Below are 23,374 nucleotides of genomic sequence, written 5' to 3'. Positions count from 1 at the left end.
GAATTCACTGACGCCGGTCCGTACAACTCAGACCGTCCGGCGTTTGAGGACGAGGCCCCTTCAGAGCCGAAGCGGGGGTCTGGGGGCGGCAGCCCCCGGGGACGGGAACGGGTAGGGGCGGCGGGGGCGAGTAGAACCCCGCGGTCACTGCTCCGTCGACGTCGCCTTCAGTGCCAGCCAGAGCTCCATCCGTACGTCCGGATCGTCCAGCGACCGCCCGAGGATCTCCTCCACGCGCCGCATCCGGTACCGCAACGTGTGCCGGTGCACACCGAGGTCCGCGGCCGCCGCGTCCCACTGCCCGTGCCGCGACAGCCACGCCCGCAGCGAGGCCACCAGATCCCCCCGCCCGGTCGCGTCATGCTCGTACAGCGGCCGCAGCAACCCTCCCGCGAAAGCCCTCACCGCGTCGTCGGCCAGCAACGGCACCACCGACCCCGCCGCCAGCTGCTCATGCTCCACACACACCCGCCCCCGCCGCCGCGCGACGGACAACGCCTGCTCGGCCTGCTTGTAGGCGGCCGCCGCCGCGACCGGCCCGACCGGCGCCGACACCCCCACGACCAGCTCGTCCCCGTCCCCCGCGCCGCCCTGCTCCCCCACCGCCCGCCCGGCCTCCAGCCCGGCGGTGTACTCCCCGCACGCCCCGACCGCCGCACCCCCGTCCACGGCCAGCACCACCAGCCGCTCCCCCTCCGGAACGACCAGCACGGCCTCCCCGGCCCGCGCGGCCGCGGACTCCACGACCTCGGCGAGGGCACCCAGAAGGTCGCCCTCCGCCGGGGCACGCCCCTCCTCGGCGACGACCATCCGGAACGGCGCGTCCAGCAGCGACCCGTACAGATCCCCGGCGACCGCCCGCGCATGGTCCGGCTCCCCCGCCAGCAGCATCCGCAGCACCGCCGCGCCGAGCCGCTGCTCGGCGGCGCGCAGGGACCGGGACCGCTCGGTGGTCAGGGTCAGCAGGGCGATCGCCGAGTGGACGGCGTACCGCTCCGCCGTCCCCGGCGCCGCCGCCGTCCCCACCGCGAGCGCGGCTCGCGGCCGCCGCCCGGTGCCCAGGGAGTGCAGCTCGACGCGGTCCTCGTTGTCGGGGCCGCCGACCACGGAGGAGGCCGGCGCGGGCCGCTCCCGCAGTCGCTCCACGTCCGCCGTGAGCCGTGCGGCCCGCCGCCCCGCCCACTCCGGCGCGGTGGCGACGACGGCACCGGACGCGTCGTACAGCGCGGCCCACCCGTCCACCTGCGAGGCGAGCGCGGACAACAGCCCCTCGGGACCGTCCGTCAACGCCTGCTTGGTCAGCTCCCGCTGCGCGGCGAACCCGGCCGTCACCGCCCGGTACTGATCGGCGGCGATGGCCGCGGAGACGGCCTTGCTGATGGCGAGGAAGGGCGTGCGCCGAGGCACTTCGAGCAGCGGGAGCCCCTCACCCGCGGCCGCGTCGACGAGCGCCTCGGGAATGTCCTCGTAGTTGACCCCGACCGCGAACCCGAGCCCCACGACCCCGGCCCCGACCAGCCGCTTCACATACCGCCGCATCGCCTGCGGATCCTCCGCGTCCAGCTTCAGCGCGGTGATCAGCAGCAGCTCCCCGCCCTCCATGTACGGCACGGGATCGGCGAGCTCGCTGACATGCGCCCAGCGCACGGGGACGTCGAGCCGGTCCTCGCCCGCCCGCACGGTCAGCTTGAGCGTGGAGTGATGGACGAGAGAGGCGAGCGTGGGTGGCATGAGGCCTTCAGGTCTACGGGGATCGGGCGTGCCCTGTGATCACTTGGCCGTCGTGTATGAACGGCCTGTGCCGATTCTGCCTCACCGTACGGTCACCCGGTCACCGCGAGCCCTTGCGCCGGAGCCCCCGCCCTAACCCCGTAGATCGACCAGCAACGGCGGCGCGTGCTCCCCCTTCGCACCGGTCAGCGACAGCACCGCGTGCCCCGGCGGCACGGCGTGCGCCAGCTCGGAGGCGGACCACCGCTCCCGCTCGACCTGGCGGACGGTGACGGCCTCGGTCGTCACCGCCTTGCCGGTCACCAGCTTGCGCAGGGCGTGCATGGCCCGGGTCATCGGCTGATCGGCGAAGACCGTGTGCTGGGCGACGTCCTTGGTCTCCACCCACTCGGTGCCCCAGGCGTCGGCGAAGCGGCTGCCGTCCCAGGTCGTCACCCCGGACAGCGCCATCCGGCAGCCGACCGCCCCGAACAGCGGCCCGTGCAGCGCCTCCGGAACGTCGGAGACCGTGCGCAGCGCGAGCACGACACCCGCGTTCTGCGAGCGCAGCCGCTGGATCCGCCGTACGGACTCGGGGGTGACGGTGCCGGTGGCGTCGTCGAGGACCAGACCGGCGAAGTGATCGCGGGCCCCTTCCCGTACAACGGTGGTGAACTGGGCCAGCACCAGCCGGGCGATCAGCCGGGACGCCTCCGCGTGGCCGTGCTCGGGCAGGTCGACACGGACCCGCAGGGGGTGGTGGACGAGGGCCCGCAGGGAGAACGGACGGGGCCCGTCCCCACCGGAGCCCTCCGGCCCGCCCGAACCGAAGAAGCCGGCGAACACGGGCCGGTCCAGCAAGGCCAGCCGGTCGGCGAGGACGGGACCGGGGTCACCGGCGTTGCCGCTCTGCCGCGCCCGGGCGTCCAGCTCGCGACGCATCACCGCGAACCGCTCGTCCGCCAGCCGCTCGCGCAGCCCGGCGAGGACAGCGGGGTCCCCTTCGAGCAGTTCACGCAGAACGGGCAGGGGCGGGAAGTGCCCGTACGCGGTCCGGTAGGGACCGAGGAGCTGGGCGAGGGCCCGTGCCGCACGCTCGGGGCTCACCGTGTCGAGGTCCCCGGCCAGCGCCTCGGCGAGGAGCGCGGCCGCCTCGTCGGGATCGTCGGTCTCCGCGTACGGGTCCAGGTCGTGCACGGAGCCGGGGTCGCCGACGCGCACCACGACGTCGTACGACGAGTCCGCCCCGATCGGCGTACCCGCACCGCACACCGCGACGACGGCACAGCCGCCGGTGAGAGCCTGCAGGGTGAGGGACTCGACCACCGGAGCGATCACATGCCGGGTCTTGCCCGCGCCCGAGGGCCCGACGACCAGCAGCGAGGTGGCGAGGGTCTCCGGCCCGAGAGCCGCGCCCACGCCGCCGTAGGCCCGCGGGGTGCGCTCGGCGGTGGCCCACTGTCCGATGCGGACCTGTCCGGTGAGCAGGTCGTGCCGGGCGGTGCGGCCGGACACGTCGCGGGCACCGGAGGGGTGGGTGAGCGCGGCGGCGCCCTGGCGCAGCACGGTGTCCGTGAAGGCGGTGAGCCCGCCCTGGCTCCGGGCCCGCTTCCAGCCGCGCTCGACACGGGCGCAGTCCACGTCGTTCATCCGCCCGGCCAGCACCTCGGCGGTGAGCAGATCGGCGGCCTGGTGCTGCCCGGCCTCCCGCAGCTCGGGCCAGCGGGCGCGGGGCTGCGCGGCGACGGGTGCGGGGTCCTGCCCCTGTCGGGCCCGGCGCCGGGCGGCGAGCCAGGTACGGGCCAGGGACCACCAGCCGCCGATCCGGGCGAAGGGCCACAGGACGAGGGCGGTGACGAGCGCGTACAGCGCGTCCGTGGCCCAGGGCGAGGTGTAGACGCCGTATCCGCCGCTGATGAGGGCGATGAGGGAGAACAGCGGGTTCACGACGGGCAGGGCGTCCCAGCCGACGCCGGGGAAGGCGTCCGGGAAGACGAAGCTGAGGGTGATCAGGGCGCCCAGGGCGGCCAGCAGGGCGCGGGCGGGCTGGGGCTTGCGGGTCACGAGGTGCCGCACGACGGCCGGCCAGCTGCCCAGCCGGCCCACCGTGTAGACGAGCACGGCGAAGAAGAGACCGCTGTAGACCTCGAGTGCCTCCACGCCCGGGTACTCCAGCGACTGCCCCTCCAGCCGCTTCGGTGACGCCATCGTGCCGCCCCACCACCAGTCGTCCGGGGTGAAGAGCCGCAGCAGCGTGAACTGGTACGGGAGCCCGCCGCGCCGCCAGAAGGACCACACCACCAGCGCCACGACGAACGGGATGAGCATGCCGGCGACGGTCAGCGGATTGAGCCGCTCCGCCTTCGAGGCGGCCTTCGGCATCCGGTATCCGAAGCGCCAGATGCCGGGCTCGGTCTCGGGCCGGGCCTCGTCGAGCCAGTCGACCACGGACGCGCCCGGAGTGTGCGCCGGCCTCGGCGGCGCGTGCGGCACGTCCGGCGGCCCCGCCGGACGCGGCACAGGATTCGCATGCGTACCCCGCGCGTCCTGCGTCCCGTCCCTGTCCATCGCCCTCGTTCCCTGACCAGCCGTTCCGTCCATCACCAGTCGTCAATCTAACGCCCCCGCAAGGGGAGTTCACCGCTTACGCGGCCGACGTCCATGGAGCGGACGGTCGCCGACCGGATCGTCTCGGTCCCCCGGCGCCACCGGGTCGATCCACGCCGCTATGTCCACCACGGACAACCCGACCCCCCCGACAACGCCCACATGGAGCATGCCCACCCCCCGTCCTCCGTCCTAGCCTGCGAGAAAAGAAGAGAAGCGTCCGCAAAGACCCCGTTCGCAACACCCCCAGGAGCCCCTCATGAGCGCACTTCCGCAGGAGCGCCGGATCGTCACCGCCATCCCCGGCCCGAAGTCGCAGGAGCTGCAGGCCCGCCGCGTCGCCGCGGTCGCGCAGGGCGTGGGCTCGGTGCTGCCCGTGTTCACCGCGCGGGCGGGCGGCGGCATCATCGAGGACGTCGACGGCAACCGCCTGATCGACTTCGGTTCCGGCATCGCCGTGACGAGCGTCGGCGCCTCGGCCGAGGCCGTCGTACGCCGGGCCTCCGCCCAGCTCGCCGACTTCACCCACACCTGTTTCATGGTCACGCCGTACGAGGGCTACGTCGAGGTCGCCGAGGCCCTCGCCGAGCTCACGCCGGGTGACCACGCCAAGAAGTCCGCGCTGTTCAACAGCGGTGCCGAGGCCGTCGAGAACGCCGTCAAGATCGCCCGTGCGTACACCAAGCGCCAGGCCGTCGTCGTCTTCGACCACGGCTACCACGGCCGTACGAACCTCACGATGGCGCTGACCGCGAAGAACATGCCGTACAAGCACGGCTTCGGCCCCTTCGCGCCCGAGGTCTACCGCGTCCCGGTCGCCTACGGCTACCGCTGGCCGACCGGTCCGGAGAACGCCGGTCCCGAGGCGGCCGCGCAGGCCATCGACCAGATCACCAAGCAGGTCGGCCCGGACAACGTCGCCGCGATCATCATCGAGCCCGTGCTCGGCGAGGGCGGCTTCATCGAGCCCGCCAAGGGCTTCCTGCCGGCGCTCAGCAAGTTCGCGAAGGACAACGGCATCGTCTTCGTCGCCGACGAGATCCAGTCCGGTTTCTGCCGTACCGGCCAGTGGTTCGCCTGCGAGGACGAGGGCATCGTCCCGGACCTGATCACCACCGCCAAGGGCATCGCGGGCGGTCTGCCGCTCGCCGCCGTCACCGGCCGTGCCGAGATCATGGACGCCGCGCACTCCGGTGGCCTGGGCGGTACCTACGGCGGCAACCCGGTGGCGTGTGCCGGTGCGCTCGGCTCGATCGAGACGATGAAGGAGCTCGACCTCAACTCCAGGGCGAAGAACATCGAGGCCACGATGAAGGCCCGTCTCACCGCGATGGCCGAGAAGTTCGACATCATCGGCGACGTCCGCGGCCGTGGCGCGATGATCGCCATCGAGCTCGTCAAGGACCGCGCCACCAAGGAGCCCAACCCGGAGGCGACCGCCGCCCTCGCCAAGGCCTGCCACCAGGAGGGCCTGCTGGTCCTTACCTGTGGCACCTACGGCAATGTGCTGCGTTTCCTGCCGCCGCTGGTCATCGGCGAGGACCTCCTCACCGAGGGCCTCGACATCATCGAGCAGGCCTTCGCGCGCGTCTGACGCCCCAGGAGGAACACGGGGCGTACCCCGCCCCAGGTCACACCCGTCGCACCCGCCCCAGCCCCGAATCCACAGCGGATTCCGGGTCTGGGGCGGCCGCCGTCAGAGCGTGTGAAGAAGGTGTGCGGGGTATCTGTCAGGACGCGATTCCGGCTGTCGTAGCCCCATCGGCTGCCGTAGGTTCTACCCAGATGAGAGATACACCCCGCCCACAGGGGACTGTGGGCGACATCAGGCCGGGGCCTCCCCAGCTTCGACCTGGTCGTGCCCTCGCGCACACAACCGGAGCCTCCGGCTCCGGATCTCCTCACCGATCGGACGGTCGCCCGCCCCAAACCCCCCGGGGCGCGCGACGATCCGGTCCGGACGGCCACCCCGGAACCACCCCCCCTGTTCCGGGGTGGCCGACCTCCTTCTTTCCCTTCCTTCTTCTCGGCCTTCCGGCCGTCCTCTTCGCGCTGATCACCTGGCAGATCGTCGAGGACGGCCCTTTGGTGCGCCTGGACGAACGCGTCAGCCGCGCCCTGGTCCACCCCGACCGCGCCTCGGAACTCCTCGCCGACCTCGGCAATGTCCAGGTCGCGGTCCCGGTCCTGGCCGTGGCGCTCGGATACGCGGCCTGGCGGGCCCGCCGCATCGGTACAGATCGCTGGTGGCAGCCGTCCGCCGCTGCCGCACTGCTGATGGCTCTGGTCCCCGCCCTGATCGTCCCGATCAAGGAACTGACCGACCGCCCCGGCACCCCGGTCGTACCACCGGCCACCGGCTACTACCCGTCCGGCCACACGGCCACGGCAGCCGTCGCCTACGGCGCCGCGACCCTGCTTCTCCTCCCCTGGCTGCGCGCCGGATGGCTTCGCCGCACCATCGTGTTCTCGTACGGCGTCCTCGTCCTCGGCGTCTCCTACGGGCTGGTCCGCCGCGGCTACCACTGGCCACTGGACGTCGTGGCCAGTTGGTGCCTCTCCACGGTCCTGCTCACCGGTTACGTCCTGGCCGTCAGCCGAAGTAGCCGTCGAACGTCCGCTGGAACTCCCAGTTCCCGTACCGGTCCCAGTTGACCGACCAGGTCATCAGGCCGCGCAGGGTGGGCCAGGTGCCGTGGGTGGGGTACGCGCCGCAGTTCGTCTTCTTCGTCAGGCAGTCGAGGGTCCTGGTGACCTCGGCGGGCGCCACGTGTCCGTTGCCCGCGTTCGTGGACGCCGGCATGCCGATCGCCACCTGGTCGGGGCGCAGGGGTGGGAAGACGTTGTTCGCGTCGCCCGCGACCGGGAAGCCGGTGAGCAGCATGTCGGTCATGGCTATGTGGAAGTCGGCGCCGCCCATGGAGTGGTACTGGTCGTCGAGGCCCATGATCGGGCCCGAGTTGTAGTCCTGGACGTGCAGCAGGGTCAGGTCGTCGCGCAGCGCGTGGATCACCGGGAGATACGCGCCCGCTCTCGGGTCCTGGCCGCCCCACTTGCCGGTGCCGTAGTACTGGTAGCCGAGTTGGACGAAGAAGGTCTCGGGGGCCATCGTCAGCACGAACCGGGAGCCGTACTTCGCCTTCAGCGTCTTCAGGGCCGAGATCAGGTTGACGATCACCGGCGTCCTCGGGTTCTTGAAGTCGGTGTCGTCGGCGTTCAGGGAGAGCGAGTGGCCCTCGAAGTCGATGTCCAGGCCGTCCAGTCCGTACTCGTCGATGATCTTCGACACCGAGGTGACGAAGGCGTCCCGGGCCGCCGTGGTCGTCAACTGGACCTGGCCGTTCTGGCCGCCGATGGAGATCAGCACCTTCTTGCCGGCCGTCTGCTTGGCTCTGATCGCCGCCTTGAACTCGGCGTCGCTCTCGACGTTCGGGCACTCGGCGGCCGGGCAGCGGTCGAAGCGGATGTCCCCGGAGGTGACCGAGGTCGGCTCGCCGAAGGCCAGGTCGATGACGTCCCAGCTGTCGGGGACGTCGGCCAGGCGCGTGTAGCCGGAGCCGTTGGCGAAACTGGCGTGGAGGTAGCCGACCAGGGCGTGGGCGGGGAGGTCGGCCGAGCCGCCGGAGCCGGCGGTGGTGGTCGCGGTGACGGCGGCGGATCTGGCGGACTCGCCGGCGTCGTTGAGCGCGCTGACCTGGAAGCTGTACGCGGTCGAGGGGGAGAGTCCGGCGACCGTGGCCGAGGTTCCGCTCGCCGTCTGGACCCTCGCTCCGTCGCGGTGGACGGCGTAGCCCGTGGCGCCCGCGGTCGCCGGCCAGGACAGGGCCACGCTGGAGGAGGTGACGGTGCCGACGGTCAGACCGGTGGGCGCGGCCGGGGGCAGGCCCGCGTCGACGCCGGGTCCGGTGAGCGAGATGTCGTCGGCGTGGTACGCGCCGGTGCCGTACCAACCGTGGGTGTAGATCGTGACCTTGGTGGTGGCCGGTCCGGTGCGGAAGGTCGTGGTGAGCTGCTGCCAGTTCGGGGCGGACTGGGTCCAGGTGGAGACGTCGGTGGTGCCAGTGCCGCTCGCGCCGAGGTGGACGTAGGAGCCCCGGACGTATCCGGAGAGGGTGTACGGGGAGTCGGGCTTCACGGTCACCGTCTGGGCGCACCGGGCGTTGTCGCTGCCGGCCGGGGTCGCCTGGAGCGCGGAGACACCACTGCGCACCGGGCTGCTCACCGTCGTACCGGCCGAACAGGTCCAGGAGTCGAGGCCTGCCTCGAATCCGCCGTTGCGGGCGAGGTCCGCGTCGGCCGCACGGGCGGCCGACGAGAGCGCGGTGATGCCGCCCGCTGCCAGCAGTGTGGCCGTGAGAGCGGCGACGAGAGGTCTGGAGCGATCCACGAATACCTCCGGAACTGGGGGAATTGGAGGGGTGGAGCGCGCCCAATTTGGTCCAGACCAATTCAGTTGTCAAGACCTCCCGCGGTCGGTTACCCGTCCCCCTCCGTGGCCAGACCCGCCGCCGCCTCGTGCATCGCCAGTTCGAGGAGTGCCGGGTCGGTGAGCGTGCCGGAACCGTCCGGGGGGACCAGCCAGCGGACGCCGCCGGTGGAGCGTCCCGGGTACGGCACCACGATCCAGGTGCCGGCGCCGGCCGTGCGGATGCCCGTGCCGACCCAGCGTGCGGCGGTACCGGGCGGCACGAGGAAGCCCATCCGGGCGTCGCCGAAGTCGACCAGCACCGGGCCGGGCTGGTCGATGATGCGGGTGAGGACGTCGAGCGTGGGGTATCCGAGCTCACCCGGCAGGATGAGTACGTCCCAGGCCTTGCCGGCGGGCAGCAGCGCGACCCCGAGGGGATTGCGCTCCCACTCCCAGCGGCAGGCGTCGGGATCCGGTGCCACCGATGCCAGCCACTCGACCGCCGTCTTCGCCCCAGTCATGAGAAGACCTCCCTGTTCCTTCGTGGACGCGGATCGCGTCCACGAGGGAGAGGGGGGTCCCGGGCAGGCATTACGCGGGTTTCACAACCCCGTTGGAGTGAACCGGATCACATGGGAGCGGGGAGGGCGGGCCGGTCGACGCTCAGGCCGCCGGCGTCCTTGATACGCGCGGTGAGTTCCGTCATCTGGTTGTAGACGGACCGGCGCTGGGCCATCAGGTTGCGGATCTTGCGATCCGCGTGTTCGACCGTCCCCGGGTCACGCCCGCCGAAGACGGTGGCGATCCTCGGTGTCGACACGTCGGTGAGCTCACGACACAGGTACATGGCGATCTGGCGGGCCGTCACGATGGCGCGACCGCGGTTCCGTCCGCGCAGGTCGTCGGAGGTGACACCGAAGTAGTGGGCGGTCTCGTCGATGATCAGGTGCACGACGTCCTCCTCCCGCGTCGGCACGCGGTCCGGGACCAGGTCCTTGAGGACCTTCTCCGCCAACGGCACGTCCATCGGCTGCCGGTTCAGGGAAGCGAAGGCGCTCACGCGGATCAACGCGCCCTCGAGCTCGCGGACGTTGCGCTGGATCTGCGAGGCGATGTACTCCAGGACCTCGGGCGCGGCGACGAGTCCGTCCCGGTCCGCCTTGTGTCGCAGCAGCGCGATCCGGGCCTCCTGGTCGGGGGGTTGGACATGGGTGATCAGCCCGGATTCCAGCCGGTTTCGCAGCCGGTCCCCGAGCTCGGTGAGCTGCTTGGGCGGACGGTCCGAGGACAGCACGATCTGCTTGTTCGCGGCGTGCAGCGCGTCGAAGGTATGGAGGAACTCCTCGCGCAACGGCTGTCGGTCCGCCAGGAACTGGATGTCGTCGAGCAGGAGGACGTCCACGCCCCGGTAACGGCGGCGGAATCGGTCGAGGCCGCGGTCGTTACCGGCCCGGGCGAACTCGTCGCCGAACTCCTCCGCGGTCACGTAACACACGCGCTTGTCCGGGTGCAGACGGTGCGTGCGCTGCCCGATCGCGTGCAGCAGATGCGTCTTGCCGATGGCCGAAGTGCCGTAGACGAACAGCGGGTTGTACAGCTTGGCGGGGGCCTCTGCCACGGCGGTGGCGGCCGAGTGCGCGAAGCGGTTGGCCTCGCCCGCGACAAAGGCCTCGAGACGGTACCGGGGGTCGAGCCCACTGCCGGTGGCGGGGCCGTCGTCCTGCGCCGGTGTGCCGGAACCGGGGGCGGCTGAGCCGTCGTCGGCCTCACCGCTCTCCTCCTCCCACAGCTCCTCGGCCACGACCAGCTGCCGCTCCAGTTCCTCGCAGCGGCGCTCGGCCCGCGCCCGGCGGGCGTGCGCGTCCTGGAGTTGCTCGCCGAGCGCCTCCACCTCCCGCAGCAGGTTCTGCCGCTCCCTGAGCAGCGCGGTCACCTGGTCCTCGTACAGGTGAAGGGACTTGTCCTTCTCGGCGATCCGGTCGTCCTGGCGGCCGTGCAGCTGACGGAGCTGCAACTCCAGGTCGGCGGCGCGGTGTTGCGCGTTCGCCAACGCCCTCTCCAGGGCTCGCACCAGATCGGTGGACTCCACGGACTGGCGGTCGGCGTCGGCGAGTTGGTCCTCGAGGAGCTGGACCCTGCCGTAGGCGGAACCGCTCTCGGCGAGGGCCTCGCGATGCAGTCGGCGCAGCAGCTCCATGGCTTCGGGGGTGGGCGGCTGTCCCTGCTGCTCGGTCACGTCGCCGATCAGGTCGTTGACGAACTCCCAGGGCGGTACGCGGCTGCCGTTGAGGAACCGGGACACCGAACCGGCGTCCCGGTGCCGCCGGGTGGCGTATCTGCGGACGCTGAGGCCCAGTCCGCCGAACAGGCCGCGTAACGCCTCCGCGAGCGCTCGCCCCCCGTCCGGCAGATCGCCTCCCAAGGGCACGAGACTGCCCATGCCGATCCCCCTGATCTCCCTCGTACCGAGCGTTGCGACAACTGGCAACTGTGACGCGTGGCGCAACACTTCGCGTCCGGCGCAGCCTGTTGCCCCTCCCCCACGGGAGCAGCTTCGCACGAGATCAGATCAGAGAGGGCGGCAATGCACACCCCACGACGACGAACCGACCTGGTGGTCTTCCTCGCGGTCCTGGTGACCGGAGTGGTCCTTGTCCTGTCCGGGATCGAGCCGGAGGCGGTGTCCACCGTGGCGATCGGGCTGTCCACGCTGTACGCCGCGTGGCAGCGTCAGGACGCGTCGCCGGGACGGCGGGAGCCGGAGCCGCCGGCCCCGCCGGAGAGCGAGCGGGGCCGGACCTCCGAGTGATCAGCTGTCGAAGCCGAGTCCCAGCCTGTCCATCGTCCTCAGCCACAGATTGCGCCGCCCGCCGTGCGAGTCCGCCCGTGCCAGCGACCACTTGGTCAGCGCGATACCGGTCCACGCGAACGGCTCGGGCGGGAACGGCAGCGGCTTCTTGCGGACCATCTCCAGCGAGGTCCGCTCCGTGGTCTCGCCGTCCAGCAGGTCCAGCATCACGTCCGCGCCGAAGCGGGTCGCGCCGACTCCGAGTCCCGTGTAGCCGGCCGCGTAGGCCACGTTCCCGTGGTGCGCGGTGCCGAAGAACGCCGAGAAGCGCGAGCAGGTGTCGATCGCGCCGCCCCACGCGTGGGTGAAGCGGACGTCCTCCAGCTGCGGGAAGCAGGTGAAGAAGTGCTCGGCGAGCTTGGCGTACGTCTCCGGGCGGTCGTCGTACTCGGCGCGCACCCGGCCGCCGTAGTGGTGGACCGCGTCGTAGCCGCCCCACAGGATGCGGTTGTCGGCGCTCAGCCGGAAGTAGTGGAACTGGTTGGCGCTGTCCCCGAGGCCCTGGCGGTTCTTCCAGCCGATCGCCGCGAGCTGCTCGCCGCTCAGCGGCTCGGTCATCAGCGCGTAGTCGTAGACCGGGACGGTGTACGAGCGGACCCGCTTGACCAGGTTCGGGAAGATGTTGGTGCCGAGCGCGACCTTGCGGGCCCGGACCGAGCCGTAGGGGGTGCGTACGGCCATCCCGGCGCCGTACGGCTTGAGCGTCAGGGCGGGGGTGTGCTCGTGGACGCGGACGCCGAGTTGCACACAGGCCCGCTTCAGCCCCCAGGCGAGCTTCGCCGGGTTGAGCATGGCGACGCCCCGGCGGTCGTACAGGCCCGCCTGGAATGTCGGTGAGTCGACTTGCTCCCGCACGGCCTCGGCGTCCAGGAACTCCACGCCCTCGGCGAGGCCCGCGCGCTCCATGTCCTCGTACCAGTCGCGCAGTTCCCGCGCCTGGTACGTCTCGGTCGCGACATCGATCTCGCCGGTGCGCTCGAAGTCGCAGTCCAGGGAGTAGCGGGCGACCGCCTTCTCGATCTCGTCGAGATTGCGGGCGCCCAGCTCCTCCAGCCGGTGGATCTCGTTCGGCCAGCGGCTCAGCCCGTTGCCCAGGCCGTGCGTGAGGGAGGCCGCGCAGAAGCCGCCGTTGCGGCCCGAGGCGGCCCAGCCCACCTCACGGCCCTCCAGCAGGACCACGTCCCGCTGCGGGTCGCGCTCCTTGGCGAGGAGCGCGGTCCACAGTCCGCTGTAGCCACCGCCGACGACCAGCAGGTCGCAGGTCTCGGCGCCGGTGAGGGCGGGTTCGGGGTGGGGCTTGCCGGCGTCGTCCAGCCAGTACGGGACCGGCTGGGCGTCGGAAAGGGATTTCGTCCAGTTACTGCCACGGCTCATGGCGCTTGGGGCCATGATTTCAACTCCCTACAGAGGGTTCTCTGAAAGGCTTATGCCTTTTGCTTGTTACGGCGATTACTGATGACCATAGAGGTCAGGACGAGCAGTACGGCGACCAGGAACATGGCCGTACCGATCACGTTGATCTGAACGGGTGTGCCGCGCTGTGCCGAGCCCCAGACGAACATGGGGAAGGTGACGGTCGAGCCCGCGTTGAAATTGGTGATGATGAAATCGTCGAAGGAGAGCGCGAAAGCCAGTAGCGCGCCCGCCGCGATTCCCGGCGCCGCGATCGGCAGGGTGACCCGGACGAAGGTCTGGAACGGGCCGGCGTAGAGGTCCCGCGCGGCCTCCTCCAGCCTCGGGTCCATCGACATCACCCGCGCCTTGACGGCGGTGACGACGAAGCTGAGGCAGAACATGATGTGGGCGATCAGGATCGTCCAGAAGCCCAGCTGGGCGCCCATGTTGAGGAACAGGGTGAGCAGCGAGGCGGCCATGACGACCTCGGGCATCGCCATCGGCAGGAAGATCAGCGAGTTCACGGCCCCGCGGGCGCGGAAGCGGTAGCGGACCAGCGCGAAGGCGATCATCGTGCCGAGGACGGTGGCGCCGATCGTCGCCCAGAACGCGATCTGGAGGCTGATCGACAGCGAGCCGCACATGTCGGCGACACCGCACGGGTCCTTCCAGGCGTCCAGGGAGAACTGCTGCCATTCGTAGTTGAAGCGCCCCTTCGGGTTGTTGAAGGAGAACACCGTCACGACGACGTTCGGCAGCAGGAGATATCCGAGCGTCAGCAGTCCCGCGATGACGACGAATTTGCGCTTGAGCCAGTTGACGAAGGCCATTTAAACCAGATCCTCCGTTCCGGACCTGCGGATGTAGACCGTGACCATGACGAGGATGGCGGCCATCAGGATGAAGGAGAGTGCCGCGGCCGTCGGGTAGTCCAGAATCCGCAGGAACTGGGACTGGATGACGTTTCCGACCATGCGGGTGTCCGTCGAGCCCAGCAGGTCCGCGTTGACGTAGTCACCGGCGGCCGGGATGAAGGTCAGCAGCGTGCCGGAGACGACACCCGGCATCGACAGCGGGAAGGTGACCTTCCGGAAGGTCGTGACCGGCTTGGCGTACAGGTCGCCCGCGGCCTCGTGGAGGCGGGTGTCGATGCGCTCCAGCGAGGTGTAGAGCGGCAGGATCATGAACGGCAGGAAGTTGTACGTCAGACCGCACACCACCGCCAGCGGCGTGGCCAGCACGCGGTCGCCGGAGGTCCAGCCGAGCCAGCTGGTGACGTCGAGGACGTGCAGGGTGTTGAGGGCACTGACGACCGGGCCGCTGTCCGCGAGGATCGTCTTCCAGGCGAGGGTGCGGATCAGGAAGCTGGTGAAGAACGGCGCGATCACCAGGATCATGATCAGGTTCCGCCAGCGGCCCGCGCGGAACGCGATCAGATACGCCAGCGGATAGCCGAGGACCAGACACAGGATCGTCGCCGAACCCGCGTACAGGATCGAGCGCAGATACTGCGGCCAGTACTCGGACAGCGCGTCCCAGTAGGTGGCGAAGTGCCAGGTGACCTTGTAGCCCTCCTCCAGGGAGCCCGTCTGCACGGACGTGGAGGCCTGGTAGATCATCGGCAGCGCGAAGAAGACCAGCAGCCACAGGATGCCGGGCAGCAGCAGCCAGTACGGCACGAGACGGCCGCGCTTGCGCGGGGCCTTCTGCTCGGGCGCGGTCGGGGAGAGAGGCGGCGGCGCCTCGGTGAGGGTCGTCATCAGACCGCCACCGCTTCGTCGAGGCCCGCGTCGATGTCCTGGGCGGCGTCGAGGCCGAAGGTGTGCGCCGGGCTCCAGTGCAGGACGACGTCGGCGCCGGGCACGAGCCGGGAGTCCCGCTCGATGTTCTGGACGTAGACCTCGAACTCGGGGCAGACCGCGCTGTCGATGACGTACTGCGTGGAGACACCGATGAAGCTGCCGTTGGCGATCTTGCCGGTGATGCGGTTGCGGCCCTCGGGGATCTCGCCCGCGTCGTCGGCGTGGGTGAGGGAGATCTTCTCCGGGCGGACGCCGACCAGCACCTTGCCGCCGGTCTGGGTGGGCGCCGAGCATCGCGACTCGGGCAGGACGAGCTTGCCGCCGCCGGCCTTCAGGACGATGTCGTCGCCGCTCTTGGAGTCGACCTCGGCCTCGATCAGGTTCGACGTGCCGAGGAAGTTGGCGACGAAGGTGGTGTTGGGGTTCTCGTACAGGTCGGTCGGCGAGCCGAGCTGCTCGACGCGGCCCGCGTTCATCACGGCGACCGTGTCGGCCATGGTCATGGCCTCCTCCTGGTCGTGCGTGACGTGGATGAAGGTGATGCCGACCTCGGTCTGGATGCGCTTGAGCTCCAGCTGCATCTGGCGGCGCAGCTTGAGGTCGAGGGCGCCGAGGGGCTCGTCGAGGAGGAGCACCTTGGGGGTGTTGATCAGCGCACGGGCCACGGCGACCCGCTGCTGCTGGCCGCCGGAGAGCTGGTGCGGCTTCTTGCGGGCCTGCTCGCCGAGCTGGACGAGCTCCAGCATGTCCTCGACCTGCTTCTTCACCGACTTGATGCCACGCCGGCGCAGGCCGAAGGCGACGTTCTCGAAGATGTCGAGGTGCGGGAAGAGGGCGTAGGACTGGAAGACGGTGTTCACCGGCCGCTTGTAGGGCGGCAGGTTGGTCACGTCCTGCTCGCCGAGCGAGACGGTACCCGTGGTGGGCTCCTCCAGCCCCGCGATCATCCGCAGGGTGGTGGTCTTTCCGCAGCCGGAGGCACCGAGCAGGGCGAAGAAGGAGCCCTGCGGCACGGTCAGGTCCAGCGGCTTCACGGCGGTGAAGCCGTTGTCGTACGTCTTGCTGATGCCCGAAAGGCGGACGTCGCCGGTGTTGTCTGTCTTGTTCGTCACGGTGGTCACGCCCCAGTCAGCTTCGCGAACTTCTCTTCGAACTCGGTCTCTTCCTTCGAGCTCAGCGAGCGGAAGGCGTGGGACTTCGCGGCCATGGCCTTGTCCGGGATGATCAGCGGGTTGTTCGCCGCATCCGGGTCGAGCTTCTCCAGCTCGGCCTTCACCCCGTCGACCGGCGTCACGTAGTTGATGTACGCGGCGAGCTCGGCGGCCGGCTTCGGCTCGTAGTAGTAGTCGATGAGCCGCTCGGCGTTCGTCTTGTGACGGGCCTTGTTGGGGATCAGGAAGTTGTCGGTCGACGTGATGTACCCGCTGTCCGGGATCAGGAAGTCGATGTCCGGGCTGTCCGCCTTCAGCTGGACGACGTCACCGGCCCAGGCGATACAGGCGGCGAAGTCGCCGCTGCTCAGGTCGGAGGTGTAGTCGTTGCCGGTGAAGCGGCGGATCTGGCCGTTGTCGACGGCCTTCTGGATGCGGGCCACGGCCGCGTCGTAGTCGTCGGCGGTGAAGTTCGCCGGGTCCTTGCCCATGTCGAGCAGGGTCATGCCGATGCTGTCGCGCATCTCCGACAGGAAGCCGACCTTGCCCTTGAGCTTGGGGTTGTCGAGCAGGTCGGAGAGGGACTTCACCTCGACGCCGTCGAGGGCCTTCTTGTTGTACGCGATGACGGTCGAGATGCCCTGCCAGACGTACGAGTAGGCACGGCCGGGGTCCCAGTCGGGGTTGCGGAACTGCGCCGACAGGTTGGTGTACGCATGGGGCAGGTTCGACGGGTCCAGTTTCTGGACCCACCCGAGGCGGATCAGCCGGGCCGCGAGCCAGTCGGTGAGGACGATGATGTCGCGGCCGGTGTCCTGGCCGGCGGCGAGCTGCGGCTTGATCTTGCCGAAGAACTCGACGTTGTCGTTGATGTCCTCGGTGTACTTGACCGTGATGCCGGTCCGCTGCTTGAACTGGTCGAGCGTGGGGTGGTGCTTCTCGCTCTCGTCCACGTCGATGTACTCGGTCCAGTTGGAGAAGTTGACGACCTTCTCCTTCGCCGAGTGGTCCTCCGCGGAGACTCCGCCCTTGGTGTTGCCCGCCGCGGGGATACCGCAGCCGGTCAGGGCCCCGAGGCCGCCGACCGCGAGCGCGCCGCCCGCGGAGGCGCGCAACAGGGACCGCCGGGTCATGGCGGCCCGGCCGCCCTGGAAGCTGCGCCGCATGGCGGCCACTTGGGCCGGGCTCAGGCGGTCGGGCTCGTACTGCTCCATGCGCGTGGTGCCCTTTCGGGAGGATCGGCCGCGGGTCGGGCGGCCTGTATACGGCTATCGGTCCCCGAAGATCGTGCGGTGCCAGTCCTTCCTGACGACCGCCGTATTGTCGAACATGACGTGCTTGATCTGGGTGTACTCCTCGAACGAGTACGAGGACATGTCCTTGCCGAAGCCGGACGCCTTGTACCCGCCATGGGGCATCTCGCTGATGATCGGGATGTGGTCGTTGACCCACACACAGCCCGCCTTGATCTCACGGGTGGCGCGGTTCGCCCGGTAGACGTCGCGGCTCCAGGCGGAGGCGGCGAGCCCGTACGGGGTGTCGTTGGCGAGCCGGATCCCCTCGTCGTCGCTGTCGAAGGGCAGGACCACGAGAACGGGACCGAAGAGCTCGGACTGGACGATCTCGCTGTCCTGGGCTGCGTCCGCGACCAGGGTGGGGCGATAGTACGCGCCGTTCTTGAGATCTCCCTGAGGAGCCTCCCCGCCGGTCACCACGCGTGCGTAGCCACGCGCACGGTCGACGAAGGCGGCGACCCGGTCCCGCTGGACGTGCGAGATGAGCGGGCCGAGATCGGTACCGGGGGCGAAGGGGTCGCCGAGCCGGACTTGGGCCATGAGCTCGGCCGTCCGCTCCACGAACGCCTCGTAGAGCGGACGTTGCACATACGCGCGCGTGGCGGCCGTGCAGTCCTGGCCCGTGTTGATGAGCGAGCCCGCGACGGCGCCGTTGACGGCCGCGTCCAGGTCGGCGTCGTCGAAGACCACGAAGGGCGCCTTGCCGCCGAGCTCCAGGTGGATGCGCTTGACGGTGGCGGTGGCGATCTCGGCGACCCGCTTGCCGACGGCGGTGGACCCGGTGAAGGAGGTCATGGCGACGTCGGGATGCCCGACGAGATGCTCGCCCGCTTCCTTCCCGGTCCCGCTGACGATGTTGATGACACCGTCGGGGATCCCGGCGTCGGTGGCGGCCTGCGCGAAGAGCAGCGAGGTCAGGGGGGTGAGCTCGGCGGGCTTGAGCACGATCGTGTTGCCCGCGGCGATCGCCGGGAGGACCTTCCAGGCGGCCATCTGGAGCGGGTAGTTCCAGGGCGCGATGGAGCCGACGACGCCGATGGGCTCACGGCGGACGTACGAGGTGTGGTCGCCGGAGTACTCACCGGCCGACTGCCCCTGCAGATGCCGGGCCGCGCCCGCGAAGAAGGCGGTGTTGTCGATGGTCCCCGGCACGTCGAACTCACGCGTCAGCTTCAGCGGCTTGCCGCACTGGAGGGACTCGGCGCGGGCGAAGTCCTCGGCGCGGTCGGCGAGCACGGCGGCGAAGCGGTGCAGCGCGTCCGAGCGTTCGCCAGGCGTCGTGGCGGCCCAGGCCGGAAAGGCGTCGCGCGCGGCGGCGACGGCCGCGTCCACGTCGGCGGTGCTCGCCAGCTCGTACGTGTAGACCTCCTCGCCGGTCGCGGGGTCGACGACCGCGTGCGTCCGTCCTGAGGTGCCCTTCGTGAGGCGGCCCGCGATGTACTGCGCACCGTCCGCGAAGCGCTCCTGCGCGGGGAATCGGTCCGGGGTGGCGTTGCCCGGGTTGTGCATGTCGCTCTCCTCCGCCGCCGGCTCACGTTCCCGCAGGCGGGGCGTAGCTCCAGCTCGATTTGAGTGCCGATCCTGACAGAGCAAGTGGCGTCCGACAAGGGATTCCGTTGTTGCCTTTTAGTTACGCGACGAAATCTGTCGACCAGGTGTCGAGCCAGCATGGAAAAGCCAGGACGGAGTGTCAGTGGTGCCTGCCAGACTCGCATGCATGATGAAGATCGATTCTCGGGACACCCTGGTCAGGGCGGTCCGGACGGGGGCGAGGGTCAAGTACCTCCACTTCTGGGGACACCGCCCGCTGCCGGACGGCCGGATCGGGGCGAGCTGTCTGAGCCAGTGGTGGCCGTCACCGTTCGTGGTGGACGGAGTCACTTATGCGACCGCCGAGCACTGGATGATGGCGGGCAAGGCGCGGCTGTTCGACGACACGGAGGCGGAACGGCGGGTGCTGGCCGCCGGACATCCTTCGGTCGCGAAGAAGGAAGGGCGACTGGTCCGGGGCTTCGACGAGGCCACCTGGGAGCGCGAGCGCTTCGGGATCGTCGTCGAGGGCAGCGTGCACAAGTTCGGCGCGGACGCCGGGCTGCGCTCGTTCCTCCTGGGCACCGGAGAGCGGGTGCTGGTGGAGGCGAGCCCGGTGGACCGGGTATGGGGAATCGGTCTCACGGCCACGGACGAGGGGGCGCTGGACCCGGAGCGGTGGCGGGGGCCGAATCTGCTGGGGTTCGCGTTGATGGAGGCGAGGGATCGGTTGCGGGGGGCCGGTGGCGCTTAGGCGGACCGGGTCGGGTGTGTGCGGCCGAGGAGATCGGCAGGGGGGTGGTGAGGACCCGCGGGGGATCGGGCTCGCGGCTGCGGCGAGGGCGAATCCGTGGGGGCGGTCGCTTTGATGAAGGCACGGGAACGGTTGCGGGTGAGGACCGGCGACGCTTGAGCGGACCGGGTCGGGCACCTGCGGCCGAGGAGATCGGCAAGGGGTGGTGAGGACCCGCGGGGGATCGGGCTCGCGACTGCGGCGAGGGCGAATCCGTGGGGGCGGTCGCTTTGCTGAAGGCACGGGAACGGTTGCGGGTGAGGACCGGCGACGCTTGAGCGGACCGGGTCGGGCACCTGCGGCCGAGGAGATCGGCAAGGGGTGGTGAGGACCCACGGGGGATCGGACTCGCGGCTGCGACGAGGGCGAATCCGTGGGGGCGGTCGCTTTGCTGAAGGCACGGGATCGGTTGCGGGTGAGGACCGGCGACGCTTGAGCGGACCGGGCTGGGCACCTGCGGCCGAGGAGATCGGCAAGGGGTGGTGAGGACCCACGGGGGATCGGACTCGCGGCTGCGACGAGGGCGAATCCGTGGGGGCGGTCGCTTTGCTGAAGGCACGGGAACGGTTGCGGGTGAGGACCGGCGACGCTTGAGCGGACCAGGTCGGGCACCTGCGGCCGAGGAGATCGACAAGGGGTGGTGAGGACCCACGGGGGATCGGACTCGCGGCTGCGACGAGGGCGAATCCGTGGGGGCGGTCGCTTTGATGAAGGCACGGGATCGGTTGCGGGTGAGGACCGGCGACGCTTGAGCGGACCGGGCTGGGCACCTGCGGCCGAGGAGATCGGCAAGGGGTGGTGAGGACCCACGGGGGATCGGACTCGCGACTGCGGCGAGGGGCGCTGGACCCGGAGCCGTGGCGGGGACCGGACCTGCTGGGCTTCGCATTGATGGAGGCTCGGGCCACTACGGGCCGGTCGCGCGCACGCTGCGGCGCCGTATAACGGCACGACTCCGGCCCCGTGTCCCTTCAGGTCGCGCTTCTGCCTATGCCACGACCAGCAGTACGACCATGCCGATGCCCAGTGCGATGCCCGCGGCTCCGCAGATGATCCCGGCCAGGGCCTGCCCGGGGTTGGTGGCCACGCCCTTGCGCGCCTTGCCGCGACCGATCGCGCCGAAGATCACACCGAGGATGCCGAGGACGATCGCCAGCGGCCAGAGGCAGAACACGAGGGCCGAGAGAATGCCGAGCACGAGTCCGGCGGTGCCCATGCCGTTGCTGGGCAGGGGCTGCATGCCGGGCCAGCCGTAGTAGCCCTGCGGTGCGGCACCCGGGTAGCCGTACCCGCCGCCCGGATAGCCGTAGGGCACCTGGCCCGGGCCGTCGGGGGCGATGGGCGGCGGAGGGACATGACTGTCCTGGGCGTAGGGGGCGGGGCCGGCCGGGGCTGCGAAGGGGTTTGCCGGAGGCCCGGGATACGGCGGGGCGAAGGGGGTTGCCGAGCCGACCGCCGGTGCGCCCGGCGGCACGAAGGGGGCGGCGGAACCGCTCACCAACGTCTCCGGCGGGCCGAACGGGTCGGTCGCGCCGCTTGCCGGGCCGGACGGCGGGGCGAACGGGTTGGCCGGGCCGTCGGCCGGAGCTCCCGGCGAAGCCGAAGGGTCGGCGGAACCGCCCGCCGCACCGGACGGCGGGCCGAACGGAGTGACAGGGCCACCGACCGGAGCACCCGGCGAAGCCGAAGCCTCGGCGGAACCGCCCGCCGCACCGGACGGCGGGCCGAACGGGCCGCTCGCCAACGCTCCCGGTGGTGCGAAGGGGTTCGCCGGACCGCTGGTCGGTGTTGCCGGGCCCGGCGGTGCGAACGGGTTTGCCCACGGCTGCGACAGCGGCGTGCCCTGCTGTCCCGGGGCCGAAGCGTCAGCGCCCGGCGTCGACGTGGTCGGTCGCCGGTCGTGGACGGACGGGGGTGGCCAGGACAGCGGATCGTTCGAGGCGAGGGTGGTGCCCGGGCCGACGGAATCCACGGGTGCGATCGGCGGCCCGGAAGGCGCATCACCGGCGGCACCCTGACCGGCGGGCGAGGAAGACGCGTCGTGGGACGGCGTCGCAGAGGCGTCGCCGGCCGACGCGGAGGACGGAGTCCCGACCACAGGCGCCGCGTCCTCGGAGGCAGCCGGCCCGGACCATGAGTCACCGAACGCCGCGCGGGACCCCGCAGCCCTGTCCCCTTCCGACGCCGTCGGCGCGAACGGCACGTCCTCCGCCGAAACCGTCTGCCCAGTCACCCCGTCACCCGCAGGCGGCGCCCAAGCTCCCCGCTCACCACGGCCCTCCGCGACCCGCTCCGCCGCCTCGTCCGTACTGCCCGCCCCCGCCCCGGAAGACGACACCTTGTCCAACCCCACCCGGGGAGCCGTCAGCCCATCCCGCTCCCCCGCCTCGTCCGAGCTGCCCGCCCCCGCCCCGGAAGACATCCCCTTGTCCAACCCCACCCACGGAGCCGTCAGCCCATCCCGCTCCCCCTCGGAAGCGACCGCCTCACCCCGCTGCCCCCCGGAAGCGACCGCCTCACCCCGCTGCCCCCCGGAAGCGACCGCCTCACCCCGCTGCCCCCCGGAAGCCGACGGAGTCGACCCGTGCGCCTCGCCTGCCGGCTGCCGCGCCTCGTCGGACATGCTCGGGACCCCCTCCGTCGTATGCCCGTCATGCTACGACCAGCGCCCCTCCCCCCGCCCGGTCGGCCTACGATGATCCCCGAGTCATCGATCAGCCGATCACCCGCGCCCGCCGCACGCCGGCCGAGGGCGCCGTTCCGGGGAGGAACCTTGACCGAGCACCTCATCGACCCCAGCGTCCCGCGCGACCTGCACGCCTTCATCGCCTCGCTGCCCAAGGCCGAACTGCACGTCCACCACGTAGGATCCGCCTCCCCCCGGATCGTCTCCGAACTGGCCGCCCGCCACGCCGACTCCAAGGTCCCCACCGACCCCGAGGCGCTGGCCGACTACTTCACCTTCACGGACTTCGCCCACTTCGTCGACGTGTACCTGTCCGTCGTCGACCTGATCCGCACGCCGGAGGACGTACGTCTGCTGACGTACGAGGTGGCCCGCGACCTGGCCCGGCAGCAGGTGCGCTACGCCGAGCTGACCATCACCCCGTTCTCCTCGACCCGTCGCGGTATCGACGAACGCGCCTTCATGGACGCGATCGAGGACGCCCGCAAGGCGGCGGAGGCCGAGTTCGGGACCGTGCTGCGCTGGTGCTTCGACATCCCCGGCGAGGCGGGCCTGGAGGCCGCCGAGGAGACTGTACGGCTCGCCACCGACGACCGTCTGCGCCCCGAGGGCCTCGTCTCCTTCGGGCTCGGCGGGCCCGAGATCGGCGTACCGCGGCCGCAGTTCAAGCCGTACTTCGACCGCGCGATCGCGGCCGGCCTGCACTCGGTGCCGCACGCCGGTGAGACGACCGGCCCGGAGACGGTCTGGGACGCGCTGACCCACCTGCGCGCCGAGCGCATCGGACACGGCACCAGCTCGGCGCAGGACGAGAAGCTGCTCGCGCACCTCGCCCAGGAGCGGATCGCCCTGGAGGTGTGCCCGACCTCCAACATCGCCACGCGCGCGGTGCGCCACCTCGACGAGCACCCGATCAAGGAGTTCGCGAAGGCCGGCGTCCTCGTCACCATCAACTCCGACGACCCGCCCATGTTCGGCACCGACCTGAACAACGAGTACGCCGTCGCCGCCCGCCTCCTCGACCTCGACGAGCGCGGCCTGGCCGACCTCGCCGGGAACGCGGTCGAGGCGTCCTTCCTCGACGAGCCCGGCAAGGCCCGTGTCAAGGACGAGATCGACGCGTACACCACCGCGTGGCTCGCGCCCTGA

At 70.8% G+C, this 23,374-nt stretch carries 17 protein-coding genes and 1 pseudogene; 6 read left to right on the top strand and 12 right to left on the bottom strand.

Annotated features, from left to right (window positions below):
• Nucleotides 1–144: 144 nt before the first annotated feature.
• The gene (locus ACWD3I_RS28635) at nucleotides 145–1,731 is read right to left on the bottom strand and encodes a PucR family transcriptional regulator (RefSeq protein ID WP_365397998.1); all 1,587 of its coding nucleotides are present in this window, start codon (nucleotides 1,729–1,731) and stop codon (nucleotides 145–147) included.
• Between the two features lie 132 nt (nucleotides 1,732–1,863).
• Nucleotides 1,864–4,278, bottom strand: a complete 2,415-nt coding sequence (locus ACWD3I_RS28630; RefSeq protein WP_365397995.1) for a type IV secretory system conjugative DNA transfer family protein — start codon at nucleotides 4,276–4,278, stop codon at nucleotides 1,864–1,866.
• Nucleotides 4,279–4,576: 298 nt separating this feature from the next.
• On the opposite strand from ACWD3I_RS28630, the gene gabT reads away from it, so the two are divergent.
• Together gabT and ACWD3I_RS28620 are read left to right on the top strand one after the other, a co-directional pair.
• Complete coding sequence (gabT, locus tag ACWD3I_RS28625) at nucleotides 4,577–5,911, top strand: 4-aminobutyrate--2-oxoglutarate transaminase (RefSeq protein ID WP_365397992.1); 1,335 nt, start codon at nucleotides 4,577–4,579, stop codon at nucleotides 5,909–5,911.
• A 191-nt stretch (nucleotides 5,912–6,102) separates the two neighbouring features.
• Nucleotides 6,103–6,972, top strand: a complete 870-nt coding sequence (locus ACWD3I_RS28620) for a phosphatase PAP2 family protein (RefSeq protein WP_365397989.1) — start codon at nucleotides 6,103–6,105, stop codon at nucleotides 6,970–6,972.
• Here ACWD3I_RS28620 and ACWD3I_RS28615 read toward each other — a convergent pair.
• From ACWD3I_RS28615 to dnaA, 3 genes are all read right to left on the bottom strand, one after another.
• On the bottom strand, nucleotides 6,911–8,704 hold the full coding sequence (locus ACWD3I_RS28615; protein ID WP_365397986.1) for a chitinase: 1,794 nt from the start codon (nucleotides 8,702–8,704) through the stop codon (nucleotides 6,911–6,913). The genes ACWD3I_RS28620 and ACWD3I_RS28615 overlap by 62 nt on opposite strands.
• Nucleotides 8,705–8,793: 89 nt before the next feature.
• Nucleotides 8,794–9,246 carry a hypothetical protein gene (locus ACWD3I_RS28610; RefSeq protein ID WP_266887404.1) on the bottom strand — a complete coding sequence of 151 codons (453 nt, stop codon included), beginning with the start codon at nucleotides 9,244–9,246 and terminating at the stop codon, nucleotides 8,794–8,796.
• Between the two features lie 107 nt (nucleotides 9,247–9,353).
• The gene (dnaA, locus tag ACWD3I_RS28605; protein WP_365397983.1) at nucleotides 9,354–11,165 is read right to left on the bottom strand and encodes a chromosomal replication initiator protein DnaA; all 1,812 of its coding nucleotides are present in this window, start codon (nucleotides 11,163–11,165) and stop codon (nucleotides 9,354–9,356) included.
• 144 nt (nucleotides 11,166–11,309) lie between these two features.
• On the opposite strand from dnaA, the gene ACWD3I_RS28600 reads away from it, so the two are divergent.
• Complete coding sequence (locus ACWD3I_RS28600) at nucleotides 11,310–11,534, top strand: hypothetical protein (RefSeq protein WP_365397980.1); 225 nt, start codon at nucleotides 11,310–11,312, stop codon at nucleotides 11,532–11,534.
• Here ACWD3I_RS28600 and ACWD3I_RS28595 read toward each other — a convergent pair whose 3' ends face one another.
• From ACWD3I_RS28595 to ACWD3I_RS28570, 6 genes are read right to left on the bottom strand one after another with little or no spacing between them, the layout of a single operon-like run.
• Nucleotides 11,535–12,962 (bottom strand): NAD(P)/FAD-dependent oxidoreductase, encoded by a 1,428-nt coding sequence (locus ACWD3I_RS28595; protein WP_365397978.1) that lies wholly within the window; start codon nucleotides 12,960–12,962, stop codon nucleotides 11,535–11,537. It abuts the gene before it with no gap.
• A gap of 35 nt (nucleotides 12,963–12,997) precedes the next feature.
• Complete coding sequence (locus ACWD3I_RS28590; RefSeq protein WP_365397975.1) at nucleotides 12,998–13,798, bottom strand: ABC transporter permease; 801 nt, start codon at nucleotides 13,796–13,798, stop codon at nucleotides 12,998–13,000.
• Nucleotides 13,799–14,728 (bottom strand): ABC transporter permease, encoded by a 930-nt coding sequence (locus ACWD3I_RS28585; protein WP_365397973.1) that lies wholly within the window; start codon nucleotides 14,726–14,728, stop codon nucleotides 13,799–13,801.
• A complete protein-coding gene (locus ACWD3I_RS28580; RefSeq protein ID WP_365397970.1) occupies nucleotides 14,728–15,891 on the bottom strand; it encodes an ABC transporter ATP-binding protein in 1,164 nt (387 codons plus the stop codon). The genes ACWD3I_RS28585 and ACWD3I_RS28580 overlap by 1 nt, the downstream gene beginning before the upstream one ends.
• Nucleotides 15,888–17,135: a polyamine ABC transporter substrate-binding protein gene (locus ACWD3I_RS28575; protein ID WP_365397967.1), complete on the bottom strand. Its 1,248-nt coding sequence runs from the start codon at nucleotides 17,133–17,135 to the stop codon at nucleotides 15,888–15,890. The genes ACWD3I_RS28580 and ACWD3I_RS28575 overlap by 4 nt, the downstream gene beginning before the upstream one ends.
• A gap of 54 nt (nucleotides 17,136–17,189) precedes the next feature.
• A complete protein-coding gene (locus tag ACWD3I_RS28570) occupies nucleotides 17,190–18,725 on the bottom strand; it encodes a gamma-aminobutyraldehyde dehydrogenase (RefSeq protein WP_365397964.1) in 1,536 nt (511 codons plus the stop codon).
• A 208-nt stretch (nucleotides 18,726–18,933) separates the two neighbouring features.
• Between ACWD3I_RS28570 and ACWD3I_RS28565 the strand changes: the two genes are divergently transcribed.
• Nucleotides 18,934–19,500, top strand: coding sequence for an NADAR family protein (locus ACWD3I_RS28565; protein WP_365397961.1), 567 nt, complete (start codon nucleotides 18,934–18,936; stop codon nucleotides 19,498–19,500).
• A gap of 851 nt (nucleotides 19,501–20,351) precedes the next feature.
• Nucleotides 20,352–20,484: pseudogene (locus ACWD3I_RS28560) on the top strand (DUF1768 domain-containing protein); the annotation flags it as partial.
• A 43-nt stretch (nucleotides 20,485–20,527) separates the two neighbouring features.
• Here ACWD3I_RS28560 and ACWD3I_RS28555 read toward each other — a convergent pair.
• A complete protein-coding gene (locus tag ACWD3I_RS28555; RefSeq protein WP_365397958.1) occupies nucleotides 20,528–21,037 on the bottom strand; it encodes a DUF4190 domain-containing protein in 510 nt (169 codons plus the stop codon).
• A gap of 1,275 nt (nucleotides 21,038–22,312) precedes the next feature.
• Here ACWD3I_RS28555 and ACWD3I_RS28550 point away from each other — a divergent pair.
• Nucleotides 22,313–23,374: an adenosine deaminase gene (locus tag ACWD3I_RS28550; protein ID WP_365405568.1), complete on the top strand. Its 1,062-nt coding sequence runs from the start codon at nucleotides 22,313–22,315 to the stop codon at nucleotides 23,372–23,374.

The sequence above is a fragment of the Streptomyces sp. NPDC002817 genome, from assembly GCF_053592055.1.
This window is presented reverse-complemented; position numbering and strand designations above follow the sequence as displayed.